The organism is Jiangella muralis, assembly GCF_001270745.1.
Taxonomy (GTDB): Bacteria; Actinomycetota; Actinomycetes; order Jiangellales; family Jiangellaceae; genus Jiangella; species Jiangella muralis.
Map to the genome: position 1 here is coordinate 165,767 of NZ_LFXL01000026.1, position 21,090 is coordinate 186,856.

Genomic DNA, 21,090 nt, shown 5'->3' on the forward strand with positions numbered 1-21,090 from the left:
GCCGGTCCGCTGAGCCGGCCTCCCATTCCCGCCAGCCACCACAGACCTGAAACATCTGAGCGAGAGAAGGACACACGTGCTCGACGTCAATTTCTTCGACGAGCTACGCATCGGCCTCGCGACCGCCGAACACATCCGCGGGTGGTCGCACGGTGAGGTCAAGAAGCCGGAGACCATCAACTACCGCACTCTGAAGCCGGAGAAGGACGGGCTCTTCTGCGAGAAGATCTTCGGCCCGACCCGCGACTGGGAGTGCTACTGCGGTAAGTACAAGCGGGTCCGCTTCAAGGGCATCATCTGTGAGCGCTGTGGCGTCGAGGTCACGCGCGCCAAGGTGCGCCGCGAGCGGATGGGCCACATCGAGCTGGCCGCCCCCGTCACGCACATCTGGTACTTCAAGGGTGTGCCGTCGCGGCTGGGCTACCTGCTCGACCTCGCGCCGAAGGACCTCGAGAAGGTCATCTACTTCGCCGCCTACATGATCACCTGGGTCGACGAGGAGGCGCGGCACCGCGACCTCTCCTCGCTCGAGGGCCAGATCGACGTCGAGCGCAAGCAGATCGAGCAGCGCCGCGACGCCGACATCGAGACGCGCGCCAAGAAGCTCGAAGCCGACCTCGCCGAGCTCGAGGCCGAGGGCGCCAAGGGCGACGCACGCCGCAAGGTCAAGGAGTCGGCCGAGCGCGAGATGAGCCAGCTGCGCAAGCGCGCCGACGCCGAGATCGACCGGCTGAACGCCGTGTGGGACCGCTTCCGCAACCTCAAGGTCCAGGACCTCGAGGGCGACGAGCTGCTGTACCGCGAGATGCGCGACCGCTTCGGTCAGTACTTCCGCGGCGGCATGGGCGCGCAGGCCATCAAGGAGCGCATCGACGGCTTCGACCTCGAGGCCGAGGCCGACAAGCTGCGCGACCTCATCCGCAACGGCAAGGGCCAGAAGAAGACCCGTGCGCTGAAGCGGCTCAAGGTCGTCTCGCCGTTCCTGACGACGAAGAACGACCCGCGCGGCATGGTGCTCGACGCCGTCCCGGTCATCCCGCCGGACCTGCGCCCGATGGTGCAGCTCGACGGTGGCCGGTTCGCGACCAGCGACCTCAACGACCTCTACCGTCGCGTCATCAACCGGAACAACCGCCTCAAGCGGCTGCTCGACCTCGGTGCGCCGGAGATCATCGTCAACAACGAGAAGCGGATGCTCCAGGAGTCCGTGGACGCGCTGTTCGACAACGGCCGCCGCGGCCGTCCCGTCACGGGTCCCGGCAACCGCCCGCTCAAGTCGATCTCCGACATGCTCAAGGGCAAGCAGGGCCGGTTCCGGCAGAACCTGCTGGGCAAGCGCGTCGACTACTCCGGCCGCTCGGTCATCGTCGTCGGCCCGCAGCTGAAGCTGCACCAGTGCGGCCTGCCGAAGGGCATGGCGATCGAGCTGTTCAAGCCGTTCGTCATGAAGCGGCTGGTCGACCTCTCGCACGCGCAGAACATCAAGAGCGCGAAGCGCATGGTCGAGCGGGCTCGCCCGGTCGTCTGGGACGTCCTCGAAGAGGTCATCGCCGAGCACCCGGTGCTGCTGAACCGGGCGCCGACGCTGCACCGTCTGGGCATCCAGGCGTTCGAGCCGCAGCTGATCGAGGGCAAGGCCATCCAGATCCACCCGCTCGTCTGCACGGCGTTCAACGCCGACTTCGACGGCGACCAGATGGCCGTGCACCTGCCGCTGTCCGCCGAGGCGCAGGCCGAGGCCCGCATCCTCATGCTGTCCAGCAACAACATCCTCAAGCCGGCCGACGGCCGGCCGGTCACCATGCCGACGCAGGACATGGTGCTGGGCATCTACTTCCTGACCTCCGACCGGCCCGATCAGGCCGGCGAGGGCCGGGCGTTCTCGTCCGTCGCCGAGGGCATCGCCGCGTTCGACCGCGGTGAGCTGTCGCTGCAGGCGCCGATCACCATCCGGGTGAACGACGTCGTGCCGCCGGCCGGCTACGAGACCCCGGAGGACTGGGAGGCGGGCCAGCCGCTGACGCTGCGCACCACCCTGGGCCGGGCGCTGTTCAACGAGGCGCTGCCGCTGGACTACCCGTTCGTCGACGCCGTCGTGGACAAGAAGCGCCTCGGCAGCATCGTCAACGACCTCGCCGAGCGGTACCCGAAGATCCAGGTGGCCGCCACGCTGGACGCGTTGAAGGAGATCGGCTTCCACTGGGCCACCCGGTCCGGCGTCACGGTCTCGTTCGACGACGTCGTGCCGCCGCCGACGAAGGCCTCCATCCTGGAGGGCTTCGAGGCGAAGGCCGAGAAGGTCGAGCGCAACTTCGCCCGCGGCGTCATCTCCGACGGTGAGCGGCGTGAGGAGCTCATCGACATCTGGACCGACGCCACCAACGCGGTCGACGTCGCCATGCGCGCGTCGTTCGCGTCGGAGAACGCCATCAACATCATGGTCACCTCCGGTGCCCGTGGTAACTGGATGCAGATCCGCCAGCTGGCGGGTATGCGCGGCCTGGTCGCCAACCCGAAGGGTGAGACCATCCCGCGGCCGATCAAGGCGAGCTTCCGCGAGGGCCTGTCCGTCGTCGAGTTCTTCATCTCGACGCACGGCGCCCGGAAGGGTCTGGCCGACACCGCGCTGCGGACCGCCGACTCCGGTTACCTGACCCGTCGTCTGGTCGACGTCTCGCAGGACGTCATCATCCGCGAGGTCGACTGCGGCACCGAGCGTGGTCTGTCGCTGCCCATCGCCGCCACCGGCGCCGACGGCCGGCTGGTCGTCGACGAGCACGTCGAGACCTCGGTCTACGCGCGCTCGCTGTCCGAGGACGTCGTGGCGCCCGATGGCACCAAGGTGGCCTCGGCCGGCGACGACCTCGGCGATGTCGAGATCGGCCGCCTGGTGGCCGCGGGCGTCGAGAACGTCCGCGTCCGCAGCGTCCTGACCTGCGAGAGCAAGACCGGCGTCTGCGCCATGTGCTACGGCCGGTCGCTGGCCTCGGGCAAGCTCGTCGACGTCGGCGAGGCGGTCGGCATCATCGCCGCCCAGTCGATCGGCGAGCCCGGCACCCAGCTGACCATGCGGACGTTCCACACCGGCGGTGTCGCCGGTGAGGACATCACGCACGGTCTGCCGCGTGTGGTCGAGCTGTTCGAGGCGCGCGCCCCGAAGGGCAAGGCTCCGCTCTCGGAGTCGTCCGGCCGGGTCCGCATCGAGGAGGACGCCAAGGGCGCCCACGCGGTCGTCGTCCCCGACGACGGCGGCGAGGAGCAGTCGTTCCCGCTGTCGCGGCGTGTGTTCGAGTGGACCAACCGGCGCGCCCCCGGCATCGCCCAGTGGCGTGTGCAGGAGGCCGACCGCGTCGACGTCGGCGAGCTGCTGCACTCCGGTACGGCCGACCCGCACGACGTGCTGCGGGTCCAGGGCCAGCGGGCGGTTCAGGTCTTCCTGACCGACCAGGTCCAGGAGGTCTACCGGTCGCAGGGTGTGTCGATCCACGACAAGCACATCGAGATCATCGTGCGGCAGATGCTGCGCCGGATCACCGTGCTCGAGAGCGGCACCACCGACCTGCTCCCCGGCGAGCTGGTCGAGCGGTCGCGGTTCGAGGACGAGAACCGGCGTGCGGTCGCCGAGGGCGGTCAGCCGGCCTCGGGTCGTCCGCAGCTGATGGGCATCACCAAGGCGTCGCTGGCCACCGACTCGTGGCTGTCGGCGGCGTCGTTCCAGGAGACCACGCGGGTGCTCACGGAGGCGGCCATCAACGCCAAGTCCGACCCGCTGATCGGCCTGAAGGAGAACGTCATCCTCGGCAAGCTGATCCCGGCCGGTACGGGCCTGCCCCGCTACCGCAACCTGCGGGTCGAGCCGACCGAGGAGGCCAAGGCGGCCATGTACTCCATGGTCGACTACGGCGCCGACTACTCCGACTACGAGTTCGGCCAGGGGTCCGGCGAGGCCGTGCGCCTGGAGGACTACGACTTCGGCTCGTACAACAACTGAGTCCGGCGTCACTGAGCGGCGGCGCCGTCACCCTTCGCGGGTGGCGGCGCCGTCGTCATTCCTCGACGATCTCGAAGCCCTCGTGGCTCTCGGCCTTCTCCGGCGCGATGCCGTCCGGCGGCGTCTCGTTGTCGTCCTGGGCCGCCGCCCGGGCATAGGCGGCCTTCTCGGCGTCGCTCAGCCGGTCGTAGACGGTGCGGTCGAAGCGCATGACGTGACCTCCTCGATCAGGAAGCTCCAGCACTCGCGCCGATGGTCCCACGACCGGTCGACGACGCGGAACCGCGTGCCTGGCGGGTAGAGCACCTCGGCCTCGTGCCGGAACGACGACAGCGCCCGGATGTCGGCGCCGCTGTGCCCGACGACGGTGATGAACGCGTTGCCGCCGCCCCGGAACGCGTCGGCCACCGACGGACTGGCCGACGCGCTGGCGAACCCGCGGTCCGCCACGACGACGCCCGGACGCCATCGCCGCAGCTGCGCCGCCGGTAGCGACGTGCCGCGGTAGGCGAGGCCGGTGAACGGGGGCAACGCCGCCAGCCCCGCCGTCGCGTCGTCGACCAGCCGCCGCAGCTCCGCCCGCCGTTTCGCCGGCACGTCGGCGGGGCGGCGCAGGTACGCGTTCAGCTCACCGGCCCCTTCGACGGTCGTGTAGTGGTGCAGCGCGCAGCACTGTGCGGACGTCAGCCGCTCGAGCGGCGACGTCGCCGGCGTCGCTGTCGTTGCTCGTGTCGGAGCCGGAGCCGGAGCCGGAGCCGGAGCCGTTGCCGGTGCTGGGGCCGGTGCGGGCAGCGGCGGCAGCGGCGTCGGCGTGGGCCGGAGCAGCGCGTCGGCCTCGGCGGCCGCGGACCAGGCCGCCAGCGTCAGTGCGTCGTCGGCGGCGGCGAGCGCCCGTCGCATCGCCCCGGCGGCGCCGCGGACGGCGTGCTGCTCGGACGGTGACAGCGCCGGTCCGGCCCGCCGTTCGACGATGCGGACGTGCGACAGCACCGCCGCGGCGAGCGCGCCGGTGGCGTCGTGAACCTCGCCGGGCAGCTGCGCCAGCCGGCGGGCGGCGGACCGGATGGGTCGCGCGGAGGAGGAGAGGACCACACTTCCTATGGGTCGTTCGCGGACCCCGAATGTGACAACGCCCCGGAGATCGATCTCGTTCTGCCGACGTCGGGCCGCCGAACGCCGTCGATCGCTGCCGGGTGTCGGTGCCCGCCCGTAGGGTGGGACTCCCTCCCAGCCGGGCGGGCCATGTCCACGTCGCCGTTCATGTCGCCGTTCGCGGCGCCGTCCACGTCGCCGTCAGAGGAGACGCCGATGACCGAGCCGACCGTCGCGCTGCTCCGCGACGCCGGGCTGATCGACGGCACACCGGACGAGTGGTACCGCGAGTGGATCCGCTGGACGCTCGCGTCCGGCCGCACCCCGCCCGAGGTCGTCGACGTCGCGCGGCACGAGGGCGTCAGCGCGGCGACGTTCGCCCCGCTGACCGGCCGCACGGTCTGGCGCGGCCCCGACGACCGCCCGTACGTCCTCATCGACGACGCCCGGCGGGCCCGCGAGCTGGCCCGGCTCACCGAACTGCTCAACGGCGGGCGGCCCGGCAGCACCGACCCCCGCCGCCAGCGCAACCGCTGGTCCTACACCGGCCTGTTCGGCCTCAACCGCGGCGACGCCGGCACGGCGGTGAAGCGCGGTGCCCTGGTGGCCACGCCCGAGGGGACGATGATGGCGGTGGCCGGCCGCCGCGCGCTGCGGTCGGTCCCCAACGTCATCGACTGGTTCGCCTCCCGCGGCGGCACCACCTGGGGCGAGATCTACCTGGTCAACGGCTCGTTCGACGATCCGGTCGAGGTGGCGCGGACGACGGTGGAATCCGGCAGGCGGCCGCCCGGGTCGGGCGCGCCGAGCCTGGCGCGGCTGCTGCGGCACGAACGGGTGCACTCCGAGCAGTGGGCGCGGTACGGCTACGCGCGGTTCATCTGGGAGTACGTCATCAGGCACGATCCACGCAAGCCGTGCGATCATCCGCTCGAACGTGAGGCCGGCCTCGCCGACGGCGGCTACCGCTGCTGACGGCGTACTCGGCCTCGACGGTGGCCCCGGCGGCCAGGCGGAGGGACGCACCGCTAGGCTGGCAATAGTCTCACCCGGCCGCCGGCCACGTCGTCCACCCCGGGCCACGCCGGGCCAAGGCAGCCACCAGCCGGGACACGGCCCGCAGCAGGGGAGTGAAGGCGCACCAGACCGGGACCGCGAAGGGGCCCGGTGCAGTCGGCCGTCCGGCGTGGGGCCGTGACGCGGGCGAGACCGGTGCGTTATCGTCGGTTGACGTCCCCCCGTCGAGCCGCGGCATCACTTTGACCTGGGTACCCTCGACCGGGTAACCTCAGTCTCCGTGCCTGGACTGCTCCGGGCAATCCGGCGCGCCTGGCCGCAGAGTCGGCGCATACCGGACAGATCAACGGACCACATCGATCGGGAGCCTGATCGTGCGGCGTGGGACCGGGCCGACACGCCCGACCGCGGGGGTCGCCGTAAGGCGCCTCCCACCTGCGCAGACGCCAGGCGAGCGACCGGTGTGATCCCCGGAAACCACCAGTCGAGGCAGTTCGACGAGCAGAGGACACGGAGACGTAGTGCCTACGATCCAGCAGTTGGTCCGCAAGGGCCGCCAGGACAAGGTCGCCAAGAACAAGACCCCGGCGCTCAAGGGCAGCCCGCAGCGTCGCGGCGTGTGCACGCGCGTGTACACCACCACGCCGAAGAAGCCGAACTCGGCTCTTCGGAAGGTTGCCCGTGTCAAGCTGACCAGCCAGATCGAGGTCACCGCGTACATCCCCGGTGTCGGTCACAACCTGCAGGAGCACTCGATGGTGCTCGTGCGCGGCGGCCGTGTGAAGGACCTCCCGGGTGTCCGGTACAAGATCATCCGCGGTTCGCTCGACACGCAGGGCGTCAAGAACCGCAAGCAGGCGCGCAGCCGCTACGGCGCGAAGAAGGAGAAGAGCTGATGCCCCGCAAGGGTCCCGCCCCGAAGCGGCCGGTCGTCGTCGACCCGGTCTACGGGTCGCCGCTGGTCACTCAGCTGGTCAACAAGGTGCTCGAGGACGGCAAGAAGTCCATCGCCGAGGGCATCGTGCACGGTGCGCTCGAGGGCGCCCGCGAGAAGACCGGCACCGACCCCGTCGTCACGCTGAAGCGCGCGCTCGACAACGTCAAGCCGACCCTCGAGGTCCGCAGCCGCCGTGTCGGTGGCGCGACCTACCAGGTGCCCATCGAGGTGCGCGCCGGCCGCAGCACCACGCTGGCCCTGCGCTGGCTGGTCAGCTACTCCCGTGCCCGTCGTGAGAAGACCATGACGGAGCGTCTGATGAACGAGATCCTCGACGCCTCCAACGGCCTCGGCGCCAGTGTGAAGCGTCGCGAGGACACCCACAAGATGGCCGAGTCGAACAAGGCCTTCGCGCACTACCGCTGGTAGTCGCTGGCGCCGAGTCGACGAGACCGCATATAAGGAAGCGAACGCACGCACATGGCGACCGACCTCCGCAAGCTCGATCTGGCCAAGGTCCGCAACATCGGCATCATGGCCCACATCGACGCCGGTAAGACCACCACCACCGAGCGGATCCTGTACTACACCGGGATCAACTACAAGATCGGTGAGGTCCACGATGGCGCAGCCACCATGGACTGGATGGAGCAGGAGCAGGAACGCGGCATCACCATCACCTCTGCCGCGACCACCTGCGAGTGGGACGACCACACCATCAACATCATCGACACTCCCGGCCACGTCGACTTCACCGTCGAGGTCGAGCGGTCGCTGCGCGTCCTCGACGGCGCGGTTGCCGTGTTCGACGGCGTCGCCGGCGTCGAGCCGCAGTCGGAGACCGTCTGGCATCAGGCCAACAAGTACGGTGTCCCGCGCATCTGCTTCGTCAACAAGCTCGACCGCACGGGCGCCGAGTTCCACCGCTGCGTCGACATGATCGTGTCGCGGCTCAAGGCCACCCCGCTGGTGCTGCAGCTGCCGATCGGTGCCGAGGCGGACTTCCGCGGCCTCGTCGACCTCGTCGACATGAAGGCCATGCTCTGGTCGGCCGAGACCCCGCTGGGCGAGATGTACGACACCGTCGACATCCCCGACACCCACACCGAGGCCGCCCAGGAGTGGCGCGACCGCCTCCTCGAGACCATCGCCGAGAACGACGAGGCGATGATGGAACTGTACCTCGAGGGCAAGGAGCCCGGCCGCGACGAGCTGATCGCCGCGATCCGCCGCGCCACCATCGCGGGCAACCTGACCCCGGTGCTCACCGGCTCGGCGTTCAAGAACAAGGGCGTGCAGCCCATGCTCGACGCCGTCGTGCGCTACCTGCCGTCGCCGGTCGACGTCGGCGCCGTCGAGGGCCACGCGATGGACAACGAGGAGGAGATCCTCACGCGCGCGCCGGAAGAGGACGCGCCGCTGTCGTCGCTGGCGTTCAAGATCATGGCCGACCCGCACCTTGGCAAGCTCACGTTCGTCCGGGTCTACTCGGGCACGCTGACCACCGGCACCATGGTGCTGAACAGCACCAAGGGCAACAAGGAGCGCATCGGCAAGATCTACCGCATGCACGCGAACAAGCGTGAGGAGATCGAGAAGGCCAGCGCCGGCCAGATCGTCGCCGTCATGGGGCTGAAGAACACCACGACGGGTGACACCCTGTCCGACTCGGCCCAGCCGGTGATCCTGGAGTCGATGAAGTTCCCGGCGCCGGTCATCTCGGTGGCCATCGAGCCGAAGACCAAGAGCGACCAGGAGAAGCTGGGCACCGCCATCCAGCGCCTCGCCGACGAGGACCCGACGTTCCAGGTCCGCACCGACGAGGACACCGGCCAGACGATCATCTCCGGCATGGGCGAGCTGCACCTGGAGATCCTGGTCGACCGCATGAAGCGGGAGTTCAAGGTCGAGGCGAACGTCGGCAAGCCGCAGGTCGCCTACCGCGAGACCATTCGCCGCAAGGTCGAGAAGGTCGAGTACACCCACAAGAAGCAGACCGGTGGGTCCGGCCAGTTCGCCCGCGTCATCATCGACATCGAGCCCACGGGCGGCGAGGGTGATGGCGGCTACGAGTTCGTGAACTCCGTCACCGGTGGCCGCATCCCGCGGGAGTACATCCCGTCGGTCGACGCGGGCGCGCAGGAGGCCATGGAGTTCGGTGTCGTCGCCGGCTACCCGCTGGTGGACGTGAAGGTGACGCTGAAGGACGGCGCCTACCACGACGTCGACTCCTCGGAGTTGGCGTTCAAGATCGCCGGTTCCATGGCGTTCAAGGAAGCTGCTCGGCGCGCCGACCCGGTGCTGCTCGAGCCGATGTTCGAGGTCGAGGTGTCCACGCCCGAGGACTACATGGGCGAGGTCATCGGAGACCTCAACTCCCGCCGTGGCCAGATTCAGGCCATGGAGGAGCGTGCTGGCCAGCGCATCGTCAAGGCGCTGGTCCCGCTGTCGGAGATGTTCGGCTACGTCGGTGACCTCCGCAGCAAGACCCAGGGCCGGGCCAGCTATTCGATGCAGTTCGACTCCTACGCCGAGGTTCCCCGGAACGTGGCGGAAGAGATCATCAAGAAGGTCCGGGGAGAGTAATCTCTCCGGGTCTTCACCCGGCCCGAAGTAACGAGCAATCCCGACCGAGAAACACGGCCGAACACACCGCACAGGCGGGGGATCGGCAACGTACGAAGTCCACAGGAGGACCACACAGTGGCTAAGGCGAAGTTCGAGCGGAACAAGCCGCACGTCAACATCGGCACGATCGGTCACGTCGACCACGGCAAGACCACGCTCACGGCTGCCATCACCAAGGTGCTGCATGAGAAGTACCCGGAGCTGAACGAGGCCACTCCGTTCGACGACATCGACAAGGCGCCGGAGGAGAAGCAGCGCGGTATCACGATCAACATCGCGCACGTCGAGTACCAGACCGAGAAGCGTCACTACGCGCACGTCGACGCTCCGGGTCACGCCGACTACATCAAGAACATGATCACCGGCGCGGCGCAGATGGACGGCGCGATCCTCGTGGTCGCGGCCACCGACGGCCCGATGCCGCAGACCAAGGAGCACGTGCTGCTGGCCCGTCAGGTCGGCGTGCCGTACATCCTGGTCGCGCTGAACAAGGCCGACATGGTCGACGACGAGGAGATCCTGGAGCTCGTCGAGCTCGAGGTCCGCGAACTGCTCTCCGAGTACGAGTTCCCCGGCGACGACGTCCCGGTCATCAAGGTCTCGGCGCTGAAGGCGCTCGAGGGCGACGCCGAGTGGGTCAAGTCGGTCGAGGACCTCATGGAGGCCGTCGACGAGAACGTGCCGGACCCGGTGCGCGACATCGAGAAGCCGTTCCTGATGCCGATCGAGGACGTCTTCACCATCACCGGTCGTGGCACGGTCGTCACCGGCCGCGTCGAGCGTGGTGTGCTGAAGGCCAACGAGGAGATCGAGCTCGTCGGCATCCGTCCCGGCCCGGCGCAGAAGACCACGGTCACCGCGGTCGAGATGTTCCGCAAGACCCTCGACGAGGCGCGTGCGGGCGAGAACGTCGGCCTGCTGCTGCGCGGTACCAAGCGCGAGGACGTCGAGCGCGGCATGGTCGCGGTGAAGCCCGGCACCAACACGCCGCACACCGACTTCGAGGCGCAGGTCTACATCCTGTCCAAGGACGAGGGTGGCCGGCACACGCCGTTCTTCAACAACTACCGTCCGCAGTTCTACTTCCGGACCACGGACGTCACCGGCGTCGTCACGCTGCCCGAGGGCACCGAGATGGTCATGCCGGGCGACAACACCAGCATGTCCGTCGTGCTGATCCAGCCGATTGCCATGGAAGAGGGCCTGAAGTTCGCCATCCGCGAGGGTGGCCGGACCGTCGGTGCCGGCAACGTCACCAAGATCCTCAAGTAGTTCGACATTGCGAGGGGCGGCCGCCCGGCCGCCCCTCGTACCGCGATTGGCCTCAGCCAATCTGATCTGGCATACTGTTCAGGTTGCTCGGCGGAGGGCGACGTCAGCGCTGTGCGCTCGTGACGAAGAACTCCGATAGGGCTGGAGCCGCGCCGTTCCGGTGTGGCTGGTCCGGCCGTCAAACCCCGATGATCAGCGTGTTCGTTGTGGCATTTATCTGCCGCGTGGCGCGACACGCCCGACCGCGGGGGTCGGCGGAGCAGCAGCTCAGTGTTGGTTCAGATCGGGTCTTAGCAGTACGAAGAGTGAGGACGACAAGCAGCCATGGCGGGACAGAAGATCCGCATCCGGCTCAAGGCCTATGACCACGAGGTCATCGACACGTCGGCGCGCAAGATCGTCGACACGGTGACGCGCACGGGTGCGCAGGTCGCAGGCCCGGTGCCGCTGCCTACCGAGAAGAACGTGTACTGCGTCATCCGATCGCCGCACAAGTACAAGGACAGCCGCGAGCACTTCGAGATGCGTACGCACAAGCGGCTCATCGACATCATCGACCCCACGCCGAAGACCGTCGACTCGCTCATGCGTCTCGACCTGCCGGCCGGCGTCGACATCGAGATCAAGCTCTGAGGGACCGCCGACGATGAGTATTCAGTCTTCCGAGGCCGCCACCACGGTGCGCAAGGGCCTGCTGGGCGAGAAGCTCGGCATGACCCAGGTGTGGGACGAGAACAACCGCATCGTGCCGGTCACCGTGATCAAGGCCGGGCCGTGCGTCGTCACGCAGGTCCGGACGCCCGACAAGGACGGCTACGACGCGGTCCAGCTCGGCTTCGGCGCGCCGAACCCGCGCAAGGTCACCAAGCCCGCCCAGGGCCACTTCGACAAGGCCGGCGTCACGCCGCGCCGTCACGTCGCCGAGCTGCGCACCGCTGACGCCTCCGAGTACACGCTCGGCCAGGAGGTCACGGTCGAGGTGTTCGAAGCCGGCCAGGAGGTCGACGTCACGGGCACCACGAAGGGCAAGGGCTTCGCCGGTGTCATGAAGCGTCACGGCTTCCACGGTCTGCGCGCCTCGCACGGTGTGCAGCGCAAGCACCGCTCGCCGGGCTCCATCGGCGGCTGCGCCACGCCGGGTCGCGTCTTCAAGGGTATGAAGATGGCCGGCCGCATGGGCGCCGAGCGCATGACCACCCAGAACATCGCGGTCCAGGCCGTCGACGCCGAGCAGGGGCTGCTGCTCCTCAAGGGCGCCGTCCCGGGCCCCAACGGCGGTCTGGTCTTCGTCCGCTCGGCCGCGAAGGGAGTGACCCAGTGAGCACCATCACGGTTCTCGACGCCGCCGGCAAGAAGTCCGGCACGGTCGACCTTCCGGCCGAGGTCTTCGAGGTCCAGGTCAACGTTCCGCTGATCCACCAGGTCGTGGTGGCCCAGCTGGCCGCGGCCCGTCAGGGCACGCACTCCACCAAGACCCGCGCCGAGGTCTCCGGCGGCGGCGCGAAGCCGTACCGCCAGAAGGGCACCGGCCGCGCCCGTCAGGGCTCGATCCGCGCGCCGCAGTTCACCGGTGGCGGCATCGTCCACGGCCCGCAGCCGCGCGACTACTCGCAGCGGACGCCGAAGAAGATGAAGGCCGCCGCGCTGCGTGGCGCGCTGTCCGACCGGGCGACCCACGGCCGCGTGCACGTGGTCACCGGCTTCGTCGACGGCGACGCCCCGAACACGAAGGACGCCCTGAAGGCCCTGCAGTCGGTCACCGAGCGGCGCAGCGTCCTGGTCGTGGTCGAGCGGGGTGACGAGGTGTCGGTGAAGAGCCTGCGCAACGCGCCGCAGGTGCATCTGCTCGTGGCCGACCAGCTGAACACCTACGACGTGCTCTGCGCCGACGACATCGTCTTCACCAAGGGCGCGCTCGACGCGTTCCTGGGTGGCAGGGAGCAGGCCGCGGCCGCTGAGGAGGACACCAAGTGACCGCCATCAACCGCAGGGACCCGCGCGACATCCTCATCGTGCCGGTCGTGTCCGAGAAGAGCTACAGCCTTCTCGACGAGAACAAGTACACCTTCGTGGTCGCGCCCGACGCGAACAAGACCGAGATCAAGATCGCGGTCGAGAAGGTGTTCAACGTCAAGGTCACCGGTGTCAACACCCAGAACCGCCAGGGCAAGCGCCGTCGCACCCGCTTCGGTGTGGGCAAGCGTCCCGACACCAAGCGCGCGATCGTGACGGTCGCCGCAGGCCAGCGCATCGACATCTTCTCCGGCCCGGTCGGCTGAGGCCGGCCAGGACACGAGCTACTGAGGTAACGACGAATGGGAATCCGAAAGTACAAGCCGACGACGCCGGGCCGACGCGGCTCCAGCGTCGCCGACTTCGTCGAGGTCACCCGGTCCACGCCCGAGAAGTCGCTGGTGCGGCCGCTGCCCAAGAAGGGCGGTCGTAACAACTCCGGCAAGATCACGACGCGGCACCAGGGTGGCGGCCACAAGCGCCAGTACCGGGTCATCGACTTCCGCCGGGCCGACAAGGACGGCGTGCCGGCGAAGGTCGCGCACATCGAGTACGACCCCAACCGCACGTCGCGCATCGCGCTGCTGCACTACGCCGACGGCGAGAAGCGCTACATCCTGGCGCCGTACCGCCTGGCGCAGGGCGCGAAGGTCGAGGCCGGCCCCGGCGCCGACATCAAGCCCGGCAACAACCTGCCGCTGCGCAACATCCCGGTCGGTACGGTCGTCCACGCCATCGAGCTGCGGCCCGGTGGCGGCGCGAAGATCGCCCGCTCCGCCGGCGCCAGCGTCCAGCTGGTCGCCAAGGAGGGCACCTGGGCGCAGTTGCGCATGCCGTCCGGCGAGATCCGCAACGTCGACGTGCGCTGCCGCGCCACCGTCGGCGAGGTCGGCAACGCCGAGCAGTCGAACATCAACTGGGGCAAGGCCGGCCGCATGCGCTGGAAGGGCAAGCGCCCGACGGTCCGTGGTGTCGCCATGAACCCGGTCGACCACCCGCACGGTGGTGGCGAGGGCAAGACCTCGGGTGGTCGTCACCCGGTCAACCCGAACGGTCGTCCCGAGGGGCGCACCCGCCGGAAGAACAAGCCCAGCGACCGTCAGATCGTCCGCCGTCGCAAGACCGGCAAGAAGCGCTGAGTCGGGAGTAGGAACAGATGCCGCGCAGCCTGAAGAAGGGCCCCTTCGTCGACGAGCACCTGGCCAAGAAGGTCGATGCTCAGAACGAGAAGGGCACGAAGAACGTCATCAAGACCTGGTCCCGTCGCTCGATGATCGTGCCGGACATGATCGGTCACACCATCGCGGTGCACGACGGCCGCAAGCACGTCCCGGTGTTCGTGACGGAGGCGATGGTCGGGCACAAGCTCGGCGAGTTCGCCCCCACGCGCACGTTCAAGGGCCACGAGAAGGACGACCGCCGCGCTCGCCGCCGGTGACGTCCACCACGGAATGACTGAGGAGTAACGATGGAAGCCAGGGCTCACGCGCGGTTCGTCCGCGTCACGCCCATGAAGGCGCGCCGTGTGGTGGACCTGATCCGTGGGATGGACGCGGACGAGGCCTCGGCACTACTGCGGTTTGCTCCGCAGGCGGCCGCCGAGCCGGTGCGCAAGGTGCTCGAGAGCGCCATCGCGAACGCCGACGACCTCGCGGGCACGCCGCGCGAGACGTTGGTCATCGCGCAGGCGTACGTCGATGACGGCCCGACCATGAAGCGGTTCCGCCCGCGCGCCCATGGCCGCGCGAGCCGCATCAACAAGCGGACGTGCCACATCACGGTGATCGTCGACGACAAGGCGTCGATCGCTGCAGCGAAGGGAGGGGCCCGCTAGTGGGTCAGAAGATCAACCCGCACGGGTTCCGGCTGGGCATTTCCACCGATCACAAGAGCCGGTGGTTCGCCGACAGCACGACCCAGGGTCAGCGCTATCGCGACTACATCGCCGAGGACGTCGCCATCCGCAAGCTGATGACCGACGGCATGGAGCGCGCCGGCATCTCGCACGTCGACATCGAGCGCACCCGCGACCGTGTGCGCGTCGACATCCACACCGCCCGGCCGGGCATCGTCATCGGCCGTCGCGGCGTGGGCGCGGACCGCCTGCGCTCGGAGCTCGAGAAGCTCACCGGCAAGCAGGTCCAGATGAACGTCCTCGAGGTGAAGCAGCCCGAGATCGACGCTCAGCTGGTCGCACAGGGTGTGGCCGAGCAGCTGTCGGCTCGCGTGGCGTTCCGCCGCGCGATGCGCAAGGCGCTGCAGACCACCATGCGTGCCGGCGCCAAGGGCGTCCGGATCCAGTGCTCGGGCCGTCTCGGCGGCGCCGAGATGAGCCGCTCGGAGTTCTACCGCGAGGGCCGGGTCCCGCTGCACACGCTGCGCGCCGACGTCGACTACGGCTTCTACGAGGCCCGCACCACCTTCGGCCGCATCGGCGTGAAGGTGTGGATCTACAAGGGCGACGTGAGCGGCTCCCGCGCCGAGCGCGCCGCTGAGCAGGCCGCGCAGGCCCGCGCTCAGCAGCAGCGCGGCGGCGGCGGTGGCGGCCGCGGCCGTCCGGAGCGTCGTCGGCCGGGTGGCCGCGGCGACCGCGGCGACAACGCTCCCGCCACTCAGGCCGCCGAGGCCCCCGCGACCGCGCCCGAGGCGCCGGCCGCTGACGCCGCGGCGACCACGACGGGCCAGGAGGGCTGACACCATGCTGATCCCTCGCAAGGTCAAGCACCGCAAGCAGCACCACCCGAAGCGCCGCGGCATGGCCAAGGGCGGCACGTCGCTGGCCTTCGGCGAGTACGGCATCCAGGCGGTCGAGGGCCACTACGTGACCAACCGCCAGATCGAGGCCGCTCGTATTGCCATCACCCGGCACATCCGTCGTGGCGGCAAGGTGTGGATCAACATCTACCCGGACCGTCCGCTGACGAAGAAGCCGGCCGAGACCCGCATGGGTTCCGGTAAGGGTTCGCCGGAGTGGTGGATCGCGAACGTCAAGCCTGGTCGCGTGATGTTCGAGCTGTCGTTCCCGAACGAGACCGTGGCTCGCGAGGCGCTCACGCGCGCGATCCACAAGCTCCCGATGAAGGCGCGCATCGTGAAGCGCGAGGCAGGTGAGTTCTGATGGCGATCGGTTCGAAGGATCTCGACGCCGTGTCGCTGCGCGAGCAGTCTGACGACGAGCTGGTCGAGGAGCTGCAGAAGGCCAAGGAGTCGCTGTTCAACCTGCGCTTCCAGGGTGCCACCGGTCAGCTCGAGAGTCACGGCCGGCTGAAGGCCGTCCGTCGCGACATCGCGCGCATCTACACGATCATGCGCGAGCGTGAGCTCGGCATCGTCGCCGTCGTGGCGGCGCCGGTCGAGCCGAAGAAGGCGGAGGCCAAGGCCGAGCCGAAGAAGGCGGCGGCCAAGAAGACCGCCGACGACGCCGAGGCCCCGAAGAAGGCCGCGCCGCGCAAGCGGACGACCAAGAAGGCCGCCGCCGCGACTGAGGACGGTGCCGAGTGAGCCCCGCGAACAAGGAAGAGAACGTGACCGAGAGCCCGAAGACCGCTGGGAACGCGCCGGGCGGCCGTGGCTACCGCAAGACCCGCCAGGGCGTTGTGGTCAGCGACAAGATGGACAAGACCGTCGTCGTCACCGTCGAGGACCGCTTCAAGCACCCGCTCTACGGCAAGGTCGTCCGTCGGTCGAGCAAGCTGAAGGCCCACGACGAGCAGAACACCGCCGGCATCGGCGACCGCGTCCTGCTCATGGAGACCCGTCCGCTGTCGGCCACGAAGCGCTGGCGCGTCGTGGAGATCCTCGAGAAGGCGAAGTAGGAGCGAGATGATTCAGCAGGAGTCGCGGCTGCGGGTCGCCGACAACACCGGTGCCAAGGAGCTCTTGTGCATCCGTGTGCTCGGTGGCTCCGGTCGGCGATACGCCGGCATCGGTGATGTCATCGTGGCCACCGTCAAGGACGCCATTCCCGGCGGCGCGGTCAAGAAGGGCGACGTCGTCAAGGCCGTGGTCGTGCGGACCGTGAAGGAGCGCCGCCGTCCGGACGGCTCCTACATCCGTTTCGACGAGAACGCGGCGGTCATCATCAGGGACGGCGGGGACCCGCGCGGTACGCGCATCTTCGGCCCCGTCGGTCGTGAGCTGCGGGACAAGCGTTTCATGCGCATCATCTCGCTCGCTCCGGAGGTGTTGTGAGATGAAGACCTCGAGTAAGTGGTGTGACAAGCGCGTTTGCAACACCTCGGAAAGCGAAGAGGTGCGTTGAGGATGAAGATCAAGAAGGGTGACAAGGTCGTCGTCATCGCCGGCAAGGACAAGGGTCTGGTGGGCAAGGTCATCGCGGCCTACCCGCGCCAGGAGCGTGTCCTCGTCGAGGGCGTCAACCGCATCACGAAGCACCAGAAGCCGACTCAGACGGCGCGTGGTACGCAGCAGTCCGGTGGGATCATCCACCAGGAGGCGCCGATCCACATCTCGAACGTGCAGCTCGCGGTCGAGGCCGACGTCGACGGCAAGAAGAAGACGGTGGGCACCCGGGTCGGGTACCGCATCGACGACAGCGGCAACAAGGTCCGGTTCGCCAAGCGCACCGGTGAGGACATCTGATGACCACCACCACTGAGACCCGCGCGCTGCCGCGGCTCAAGCAGCGCTACCGCGACGAGATCATCGCGGGCCTGCGCGAGCAGTTCCAGATCGCGAACGTCATGCAGGTGCCGACCGTGACCAAGGTCGTCGTCAACATGGGTGTCGGCGAGGCGGCTCGTGACGCGAAGCTGATCGAGGGCGCCATCGCCGACCTCGCGGCCATCACCGGCCAGCGGCCGCAGGTCACCAAGGCGCGCAAGTCCATCGCGCAGTTCAAGCTGCGCGAGGGCATGCCGATCGGTGCGCACGCGACGCTGCGCGGCGACCGCATGTGGGAGTTCCTGGACCGCCTGGTGACCATCGCGCTGCCCCGCATCCGGGACTTCCGCGGCCTGTCGGGCAAGCAGTTCGACGGCAACGGGAACTACACGTTCGGTCTCAACGAGCAGTCGATGTTCCACGAGATCGACCAGGACAGGATCGACCGGGTCCGCGGCATGGACATCACGGTCGTCACGACCGCGACCAACGACGACCAGGGTCGGGCGCTGCTCAAGCTGCTCGGTTTCCCGTTCAAGGAGAACTGACGTGGCAAAGAAGGCGCTTGTCATCAAGGCCGCGCGCAAGCCGAAGTTCGCCGTGCGCGCGTACACCCGGTGCCAGAAGTGCGGTCGTCCGCACTCGGTGTACCGCAAGTTCGGGCTGTGCCGTGTGTGCCTTCGCGAGATGGCGCACCGCGGCGAGCTGCCGGGCATCACGAAATCTAGCTGGTAGCTCTCACCCAGACCCTTCGTATCGTCGAAGGTCCGCGCAGCGGAAACCACGACGGGAAAGCGGCAACCACACATGACCATGACCGACCCGATCGCAGACATGCTGACCCGTCTGCGCAACGCCAACACGGCGCACCACGACATCGTGGCGATGCCGCACAGCAAGATCAAGGTGAACATCGCCGAGATCCTCAAGCAGCAGGGCTACATCGCCGGGTTCTCCGTGCGTGAGCCGGCCGAGGACCAGGTGGGCAAGACGCTCGAGCTCACCCTGAAGTACGGCCCGTCCCGCGAGCGCTCGATCGCCGGCATCCGCCGCGTCAGCAAGCCGGGTCTGCGGGTCTACGCGAAGGCCACGAACATGCCGCGCGTGCTCGGTGGGCTGGGTGTCGCCATCATCTCGACGTCGCAGGGCCTGCTCACGGGCCAGGCGGCGTCCAAGCAGGGTGTGGGCGGGGAAGTCCTCGCCTACGTCTGGTAACGGGAAAGGAGCGCATCACTCATGTCGCGCATCGGCAAGCTCCCGATCCCGGTACCGTCCGGCGTCCAGGTCGACGTCGACGGCCGCGCGGTCAAGGTCACGGGCCCCAAGGGCACGCTGAACCACACGCTGCCCGAGGTCATCGGCGTCGAGAAGGGCGACGACGGCACTCTGCAGGTCATCCGCCCCGACGACGAGCGTGAGAGCAGGGCTCTGCACGGTCTGACCCGGACGCTGGTCGCCAACATGGTCACCGGTGTCACGGACGGGTACGTCAAGAAGCTCGAGATCGTCGGCGTCGGCTACCGCGTCACGGCCAAGGGCCAGAACCTCGAGTTCGCACTCGGCTTCAGCCACCCGGTCGTCGTCGAGCCGCCCGAGGGCATCACGTTCGCCGTCGAGTCGCCCACCAAGTTCTCGGTGCAGGGCATCGACAAGCAGAAGGTCGGCGAGATCGCGGCGAACATCCGCAAGATCCGCAAGCCCGAGCCGTACAAGGGCAAGGGCGTGCGCTACGAGGGCGAGCACGTCCGGCGCAAGGTCGGAAAGGCTGGTAAGTAACACATGGGCATCGCGATCAATCGCCACATCAGGAAGGGCGACAAGCGGGCTGCCCGGGACCGCCGGCACCTGCGGGTCCGGAAGAAGGTCACCGGTTCGGCCGAGCGTCCGCGCCTGGTCGTCAGCCGGTCGCTGCGGCACATGGTGGTCCAGGTCGTCGACGACGCCACCGGCCGCACCCTGGCCTCGGCCACCAGCATGGAGACCGACCTGCGCTCGCTGGACGGCGACAAGACCGCCAAGGCACGTCGCGTCGGAGAGCTCATCGCCGACCGCGCCAAGGCGGCCGGGGTCGAGGCCGTGGTCTTCGACCGCGGCGGCAACCAGTACCACGGCCGGGTGGCCGCGGTGGCGGAGGGCGCCCGCGAGGGCGGCCTGAAGCTCTGACCACGAACAATCTCGAGAGGATAGAGGGACATCATGGCTGAACCCCAGCGCCGCGGTGGCGGTGCCGGTGGCGAGCGCCGCGATCGTCGTGACCGTCGCGATCGCGACAACCGTCGCGGCGACGGTGCGGACAAGACCAACTACATCGAGACCGTGGTCGCTATCAACCGCGTCGCCAAGGTCGTCCAGGGTGGGCGTCGCTTCAGCTTCACCGCCCTGGTCGTCGTCGGCGACGGCGACGGCACCGTGGGCGTCGGTTACGGCAAGGCCAAGGAGGTGCCCTCGGCGATCGCCAAGGGTGTCGAGGAGGCCAAGAAGCAGTTCTTCAAGGTGCCGCGGATCCAGGGCACCATTCCGCACCCCGTGCAGGGTGAGAAGGCTGCCGGCGTCGTGCTGCTCCGTCCGGCTTCGCCCGGTACCGGCGTCATCGCCGGCGGCCCGGTGCGCGCCGTCCTGGAGGCCGCGGGCGTCCACGACATCCTGAGCAAGTCGCTCGGGTCGTCCAACGCCATCAACATCGTGCACGCCACGGTGGAGGCGCTGAAGTCGCTGGAGCGTCCGGAGCAGGTGGCGGCCCGCCGCGGCCTGCCGCTGGAGGACGTCGCCCCGGCCGCGCTGCTGCGCGCTCAGGCCGCGGGAGCGTCGTCATGAGCGGCCAGCTGAAGGTCCGTCAGGTCAAGAGCCCGATCGGTGGGACGTCGTCCCAGCGCAACACCCTGCGCTCGCTCGGCCTGAAGCGGATCGGACACGAGGTCGTCAAGGAGGACCGCCCTGAGATCCGGGGCATGGTCAAGACGGTGGCGCATCTTGTCGCCGTCGAGGAGGTCTGAGAGGCATGAGCAACTCGCCGCTGAAGCCGCACCACCTGCGGCCGGCCCCCGGCGCCAAGACCGCGAAGACCCGCGTGGGTCGCGGTGAGGCGTCCAAGGGCAAGACCGCGGGCCGCGGCACCAAGGGCACGAAGGCCCGCTACCAGGTGCCGGCCCGCTTCGAGGGCGGGCAGATGCCGCTGCACATGCGCCTGCCGAAGCTGAAGGGGTTCAAGAACCCGTTCCGCGTCGAGTTCCAGGTCGTGAACCTGGACAAGCTGGCGTCGCTGTTCCCAGAGGGCGGGGACGTCACTGTCGACGACCTCGTGGCCAAGGGCGCTGTGCGGGCCGGCAAGCTGGTCAAGGTTCTGGGCACCGGTGAGATCTCGGTTGCGCTGCGAGTGAACGCGAACGCGTTCTCCACCAGCGCGAAGGAGAAGATCACCGCTGCTGGGGGCACCGTCACCGAGGTGTAGGCGCCCCGCACCGTGTGTTCGGACGGTTCCGAGAGCGTCCTGACGTCTTACCAGGCGGCAGGCGCTTTC

29 protein-coding genes are annotated in these 21,090 nt (G+C 68.7%); 27 read left to right on the top strand and 2 right to left on the bottom strand.

Features of this window, described 5'->3' with window-relative positions:
- Positions 1-76 precede the first annotated feature (76 nt).
- Positions 77-3,991, top strand: coding sequence for a DNA-directed RNA polymerase subunit beta' (locus ACW62_RS22175; RefSeq protein WP_053206284.1), 3,915 nt, complete (start codon positions 77-79; stop codon positions 3,989-3,991).
- A gap of 55 nt (positions 3,992-4,046) precedes the next feature.
- On the opposite strand, the gene ACW62_RS34270 is transcribed toward ACW62_RS22175, so the two are convergent.
- Both ACW62_RS34270 and ACW62_RS22180 read right to left on the bottom strand, forming a co-directional pair.
- On the bottom strand, positions 4,047-4,202 hold the full coding sequence (locus ACW62_RS34270; protein ID WP_157574907.1) for a hypothetical protein: 156 nt from the start codon (positions 4,200-4,202) through the stop codon (positions 4,047-4,049).
- Complete coding sequence (locus ACW62_RS22180) at positions 4,169-5,083, bottom strand: ADP-ribosyltransferase domain-containing protein (RefSeq protein ID WP_053206285.1); 915 nt, start codon at positions 5,081-5,083, stop codon at positions 4,169-4,171. The genes ACW62_RS34270 and ACW62_RS22180 overlap by 34 nt, the downstream gene beginning before the upstream one ends.
- Positions 5,084-5,299: 216 nt before the next feature.
- Here ACW62_RS22180 and ACW62_RS22185 point away from each other — a divergent pair, with 216 nt between their 5' ends.
- The 26 genes from ACW62_RS22185 (at position 5,300) to rplO (ending at position 21,021) form a co-directional block, all read left to right on the top strand.
- Positions 5,300-6,058, top strand: a complete 759-nt coding sequence (locus tag ACW62_RS22185; RefSeq protein ID WP_157574908.1) for a hypothetical protein — start codon at positions 5,300-5,302, stop codon at positions 6,056-6,058.
- Positions 6,059-6,621: 563 nt separating this feature from the next.
- Complete coding sequence (rpsL, locus tag ACW62_RS22190; RefSeq protein ID WP_026877502.1) at positions 6,622-6,996, top strand: 30S ribosomal protein S12; 375 nt, start codon at positions 6,622-6,624, stop codon at positions 6,994-6,996.
- On the top strand, positions 6,996-7,466 hold the full coding sequence (gene rpsG, locus ACW62_RS22195; RefSeq protein ID WP_046772613.1) for a 30S ribosomal protein S7: 471 nt from the start codon (positions 6,996-6,998) through the stop codon (positions 7,464-7,466). The genes rpsL and rpsG overlap by 1 nt, the downstream gene beginning before the upstream one ends.
- A 51-nt stretch (positions 7,467-7,517) precedes the next feature.
- Complete coding sequence (gene fusA / locus ACW62_RS22200) at positions 7,518-9,623, top strand: elongation factor G (protein ID WP_053206287.1); 2,106 nt, start codon at positions 7,518-7,520, stop codon at positions 9,621-9,623.
- Positions 9,624-9,740: 117 nt separating this feature from the next.
- Positions 9,741-10,937 carry an elongation factor Tu gene (gene tuf, locus ACW62_RS22205; protein ID WP_053206288.1) on the top strand — a complete coding sequence of 399 codons (1,197 nt, stop codon included), beginning with the start codon at positions 9,741-9,743 and terminating at the stop codon, positions 10,935-10,937.
- A gap of 324 nt (positions 10,938-11,261) precedes the next feature.
- Positions 11,262-11,570 (top strand): 30S ribosomal protein S10, encoded by a 309-nt coding sequence (gene rpsJ, locus ACW62_RS22210; RefSeq protein WP_026877498.1) that lies wholly within the window; start codon positions 11,262-11,264, stop codon positions 11,568-11,570.
- A gap of 13 nt (positions 11,571-11,583) precedes the next feature.
- Positions 11,584-12,258, top strand: coding sequence for a 50S ribosomal protein L3 (rplC, locus tag ACW62_RS22215; RefSeq protein ID WP_053206289.1), 675 nt, complete (start codon positions 11,584-11,586; stop codon positions 12,256-12,258).
- On the top strand, positions 12,255-12,911 hold the full coding sequence (gene rplD, locus ACW62_RS22220; RefSeq protein WP_053206290.1) for a 50S ribosomal protein L4: 657 nt from the start codon (positions 12,255-12,257) through the stop codon (positions 12,909-12,911). Before rplC ends, rplD begins: the two co-directional genes overlap by 4 nt.
- A complete protein-coding gene (gene rplW, locus ACW62_RS22225; protein WP_053206291.1) occupies positions 12,908-13,216 on the top strand; it encodes a 50S ribosomal protein L23 in 309 nt (102 codons plus the stop codon). The genes rplD and rplW overlap by 4 nt, the downstream gene beginning before the upstream one ends.
- 36 nt (positions 13,217-13,252) lie before the next feature.
- Positions 13,253-14,089 carry a 50S ribosomal protein L2 gene (gene rplB / locus ACW62_RS22230; protein WP_053206292.1) on the top strand — a complete coding sequence of 279 codons (837 nt, stop codon included), beginning with the start codon at positions 13,253-13,255 and terminating at the stop codon, positions 14,087-14,089.
- 17 nt (positions 14,090-14,106) lie between these two features.
- Positions 14,107-14,388 carry a 30S ribosomal protein S19 gene (rpsS, locus tag ACW62_RS22235; protein ID WP_046772620.1) on the top strand — a complete coding sequence of 94 codons (282 nt, stop codon included), beginning with the start codon at positions 14,107-14,109 and terminating at the stop codon, positions 14,386-14,388.
- 30 nt (positions 14,389-14,418) lie between these two features.
- A complete protein-coding gene (gene rplV, locus ACW62_RS22240) occupies positions 14,419-14,784 on the top strand; it encodes a 50S ribosomal protein L22 (RefSeq protein WP_053206293.1) in 366 nt (121 codons plus the stop codon).
- The gene (gene rpsC, locus ACW62_RS22245) at positions 14,784-15,644 is read left to right on the top strand and encodes a 30S ribosomal protein S3 (RefSeq protein ID WP_053206294.1); all 861 of its coding nucleotides are present in this window, start codon (positions 14,784-14,786) and stop codon (positions 15,642-15,644) included. Before rplV ends, rpsC begins: the two co-directional genes overlap by 1 nt.
- A 4-nt stretch (positions 15,645-15,648) precedes the next feature.
- Positions 15,649-16,068: a 50S ribosomal protein L16 gene (rplP, locus tag ACW62_RS22250; protein WP_053206295.1), complete on the top strand. Its 420-nt coding sequence runs from the start codon at positions 15,649-15,651 to the stop codon at positions 16,066-16,068.
- Positions 16,068-16,451, top strand: a complete 384-nt coding sequence (gene rpmC, locus ACW62_RS36600; RefSeq protein ID WP_053206296.1) for a 50S ribosomal protein L29 — start codon at positions 16,068-16,070, stop codon at positions 16,449-16,451. The genes rplP and rpmC overlap by 1 nt, the downstream gene beginning before the upstream one ends.
- Positions 16,448-16,765, top strand: coding sequence for a 30S ribosomal protein S17 (gene rpsQ, locus ACW62_RS22260; protein ID WP_074946514.1), 318 nt, complete (start codon positions 16,448-16,450; stop codon positions 16,763-16,765). The genes rpmC and rpsQ overlap by 4 nt, the downstream gene beginning before the upstream one ends.
- A gap of 7 nt (positions 16,766-16,772) precedes the next feature.
- Positions 16,773-17,141, top strand: coding sequence for a 50S ribosomal protein L14 (gene rplN, locus ACW62_RS22265; RefSeq protein ID WP_046772624.1), 369 nt, complete (start codon positions 16,773-16,775; stop codon positions 17,139-17,141).
- 66 nt (positions 17,142-17,207) lie between these two features.
- Positions 17,208-17,552, top strand: a complete 345-nt coding sequence (gene rplX / locus ACW62_RS22270; RefSeq protein ID WP_157574909.1) for a 50S ribosomal protein L24 — start codon at positions 17,208-17,210, stop codon at positions 17,550-17,552.
- The gene (gene rplE / locus ACW62_RS22275) at positions 17,552-18,121 is read left to right on the top strand and encodes a 50S ribosomal protein L5 (protein WP_053206298.1); all 570 of its coding nucleotides are present in this window, start codon (positions 17,552-17,554) and stop codon (positions 18,119-18,121) included. Before rplX ends, rplE begins: the two co-directional genes overlap by 1 nt.
- A gap of 1 nt (position 18,122) precedes the next feature.
- Positions 18,123-18,308 (top strand): type Z 30S ribosomal protein S14, encoded by a 186-nt coding sequence (locus tag ACW62_RS22280; protein ID WP_046772627.1) that lies wholly within the window; start codon positions 18,123-18,125, stop codon positions 18,306-18,308.
- A 72-nt stretch (positions 18,309-18,380) separates the two neighbouring features.
- The gene (rpsH, locus tag ACW62_RS22285) at positions 18,381-18,788 is read left to right on the top strand and encodes a 30S ribosomal protein S8 (RefSeq protein ID WP_053206299.1); all 408 of its coding nucleotides are present in this window, start codon (positions 18,381-18,383) and stop codon (positions 18,786-18,788) included.
- Positions 18,789-18,809: 21 nt separating this feature from the next.
- Positions 18,810-19,349, top strand: a complete 540-nt coding sequence (gene rplF, locus ACW62_RS22290) for a 50S ribosomal protein L6 (protein ID WP_053206300.1) — start codon at positions 18,810-18,812, stop codon at positions 19,347-19,349.
- 3 nt (positions 19,350-19,352) lie between these two features.
- Positions 19,353-19,736 (top strand): 50S ribosomal protein L18, encoded by a 384-nt coding sequence (rplR, locus tag ACW62_RS22295; protein WP_053206301.1) that lies wholly within the window; start codon positions 19,353-19,355, stop codon positions 19,734-19,736.
- A gap of 33 nt (positions 19,737-19,769) precedes the next feature.
- Entirely contained in the window at positions 19,770-20,387 is a 618-nt protein-coding gene (gene rpsE, locus ACW62_RS22300) for a 30S ribosomal protein S5 (protein WP_053206302.1), read from the top strand.
- Positions 20,384-20,566 carry a 50S ribosomal protein L30 gene (gene rpmD, locus ACW62_RS22305; RefSeq protein WP_053206303.1) on the top strand — a complete coding sequence of 61 codons (183 nt, stop codon included), beginning with the start codon at positions 20,384-20,386 and terminating at the stop codon, positions 20,564-20,566. The genes rpsE and rpmD overlap by 4 nt, the downstream gene beginning before the upstream one ends.
- A gap of 5 nt (positions 20,567-20,571) precedes the next feature.
- Positions 20,572-21,021: a 50S ribosomal protein L15 gene (gene rplO / locus ACW62_RS22310; RefSeq protein WP_053206304.1), complete on the top strand. Its 450-nt coding sequence runs from the start codon at positions 20,572-20,574 to the stop codon at positions 21,019-21,021.
- Positions 21,022-21,090 lie beyond the last annotated feature (69 nt).

Excerpts from the sequence above, each read along its gene's own strand:
- ACW62_RS34270 (WP_157574907.1), bottom strand. The coding sequence starts at position 4,202 with ATGCGCTTCGACCGCACCGTCTACGACCGGCTGAGCGACGCCGAGAAG.
- ACW62_RS22185 (WP_157574908.1), top strand. The coding sequence starts at position 5,300 with ATGACCGAGCCGACCGTCGCGCTGCTCCGCGACGCCGGGCTGATCGAC.
- rpsG (WP_046772613.1), top strand. The coding sequence starts at position 6,996 with ATGCCCCGCAAGGGTCCCGCCCCGAAGCGGCCGGTCGTCGTCGACCCG.
- fusA (WP_053206287.1), top strand. The coding sequence starts at position 7,518 with ATGGCGACCGACCTCCGCAAGCTCGATCTGGCCAAGGTCCGCAACATC.
- rpsJ (WP_026877498.1), top strand. The coding sequence starts at position 11,262 with ATGGCGGGACAGAAGATCCGCATCCGGCTCAAGGCCTATGACCACGAG.
- rplC (WP_053206289.1), top strand. The coding sequence starts at position 11,584 with ATGAGTATTCAGTCTTCCGAGGCCGCCACCACGGTGCGCAAGGGCCTG.
- rplB (WP_053206292.1), top strand. The coding sequence starts at position 13,253 with ATGGGAATCCGAAAGTACAAGCCGACGACGCCGGGCCGACGCGGCTCC.
- rpsS (WP_046772620.1), top strand. The coding sequence starts at position 14,107 with ATGCCGCGCAGCCTGAAGAAGGGCCCCTTCGTCGACGAGCACCTGGCC.
- rplV (WP_053206293.1), top strand. The coding sequence starts at position 14,419 with ATGGAAGCCAGGGCTCACGCGCGGTTCGTCCGCGTCACGCCCATGAAG.
- rplP (WP_053206295.1), top strand. The coding sequence starts at position 15,649 with ATGCTGATCCCTCGCAAGGTCAAGCACCGCAAGCAGCACCACCCGAAG.
- rpmC (WP_053206296.1), top strand. The coding sequence starts at position 16,068 with ATGGCGATCGGTTCGAAGGATCTCGACGCCGTGTCGCTGCGCGAGCAG.
- rplN (WP_046772624.1), top strand. The coding sequence starts at position 16,773 with ATGATTCAGCAGGAGTCGCGGCTGCGGGTCGCCGACAACACCGGTGCC.
- rplE (WP_053206298.1), top strand. The coding sequence starts at position 17,552 with ATGACCACCACCACTGAGACCCGCGCGCTGCCGCGGCTCAAGCAGCGC.
- rpsH (WP_053206299.1), top strand. The coding sequence starts at position 18,381 with ATGACCATGACCGACCCGATCGCAGACATGCTGACCCGTCTGCGCAAC.
- rplF (WP_053206300.1), top strand. The coding sequence starts at position 18,810 with ATGTCGCGCATCGGCAAGCTCCCGATCCCGGTACCGTCCGGCGTCCAG.
- rplR (WP_053206301.1), top strand. The coding sequence starts at position 19,353 with ATGGGCATCGCGATCAATCGCCACATCAGGAAGGGCGACAAGCGGGCT.
- rpsE (WP_053206302.1), top strand. The coding sequence starts at position 19,770 with ATGGCTGAACCCCAGCGCCGCGGTGGCGGTGCCGGTGGCGAGCGCCGC.
- rpmD (WP_053206303.1), top strand. The coding sequence starts at position 20,384 with ATGAGCGGCCAGCTGAAGGTCCGTCAGGTCAAGAGCCCGATCGGTGGG.
- rplO (WP_053206304.1), top strand. The coding sequence starts at position 20,572 with ATGAGCAACTCGCCGCTGAAGCCGCACCACCTGCGGCCGGCCCCCGGC.